Raw genomic sequence first — 1,431 nt, 5'->3', positions numbered from 1 at the left:
CAAGCCGCTGAAAAACTGACCCGAGGCATTAGTACCAATCAGTTGAACAGTAGAGGAGGCATCCACAGTCAAATTTCCCCCGTCCCCTTCACCCAAAGTGCCAGCACTAACTTGTGCTCCATCAGAGACCATTAACTCCCCAGTGGTAATACTCACATCTCCCCCCTGTCCTGAGCCAAATACATCCGCCAATATCCTAGAATCACCCTCAAGACTCAACTGTGAAGCCTTAACAACTATGCCACTGCCGTTCTGACTTCCCTCAGTATCCGCAAGCACAAAAGAGCGATCGCGTAAACTGACATTAGCCCCCTGCACCTGGATACTGCCACCACCTTCCCCACTGGTAATGACTCTAGCACCCTCGGACAAACTAATATCCTGAAACTGTTGAACTGGTGAATAATCCAACACAAAACTAGTATCCGTTGGTGTCAATTTCACCACATTATTAGAACCAACACTCCCCAGCTCAATGCGTCCATCGGTTGCTGTTAAATTACCACCAGGAATAGTAACCTCACCACCAATTAGCCCTAAGGTTTGACCATTTGGTACCCGAAACAGACGAGACTGATTAGTAATACTCCCTGGATTTGAACCATATTGCAACCCAGAGGGGATATTAATAGTTAATAACGGTTGTCCATTGGGATTTTTAGCACTGAATACTGTGCCATCTTCAAACAAGACACTATCAGCAGTACTCCCAAAAAATGACCCTCCTAGATCCAGTCGGCTATTGGGACCGAAGACAATACCGTTAGGATTAATCACAAATAAGTTAGCATTACCCAATACTCCTAGAGTCCCTAAAATATTGGAAACATTAGCTCCTGTTACCCGACTCAGGATGTTGGCAACTCCAGCAGGATTCTCAAAATAAACTCGCCCAAACTCGCCCACATTAAAATCCGAAAAGCTGTGGAAAAGATTGCTTTCTCTAATCGCCCCACCTTCTATCAAATCTGCCAGGGCACCGTTAACAGTCACATTGGGCGTTACCACAGAGCTGACCTTCCCCAGGGTATTATCTGGGGTAATTTGCCCTAATGCCGTAGTTGCACCCAGTAGACAACAAAGAACAACGCTACTTGTTTGCACAAGTCCGTCAACCCAAGGTTTCATGTTAATTAATGAGCTACCGATTTATAATAAGCAGGTGCACAAAATTAATTACACATTTTGCAAAACTCAAAGCATTACGATGTAAGGGTTACAGAGATTCGTAGTAGGAAATTAATTTTGTTTAGGTGCTTATAATTATTTCATAAAATAGCGAGGTATTTTATGAAGTTTTATTACGTGATTTTGTAGTTAAAAAAAACTAACTAAAAACTGTAGCTGTTGCCACAACAGCTACAGTTTTTAGTTAGTTTAAATAAACGCTGTATCATGTTATGATAATTACCCTGAATAAAACTATCCCCA

General features: G+C 42.3%; 1 protein-coding gene. It reads right to left on the bottom strand.

The window, feature by feature from the left end; genetic code table 11:
* Positions 1-1,128 (bottom strand): filamentous hemagglutinin N-terminal domain-containing protein (locus AC4II3_RS32705; protein ID WP_490723045.1); only part of this gene is annotated, 1,128 nt, incomplete at its 3' end.
* Between the last annotated feature and the right edge of the window lie 303 nt (positions 1,129-1,431).

Source organism: Moorena sp. (assembly GCF_982860115.1).
Note: the sequence above shows the minus strand (reverse complement) of the source record. Positions and strands in the feature narration are given on the sequence as shown.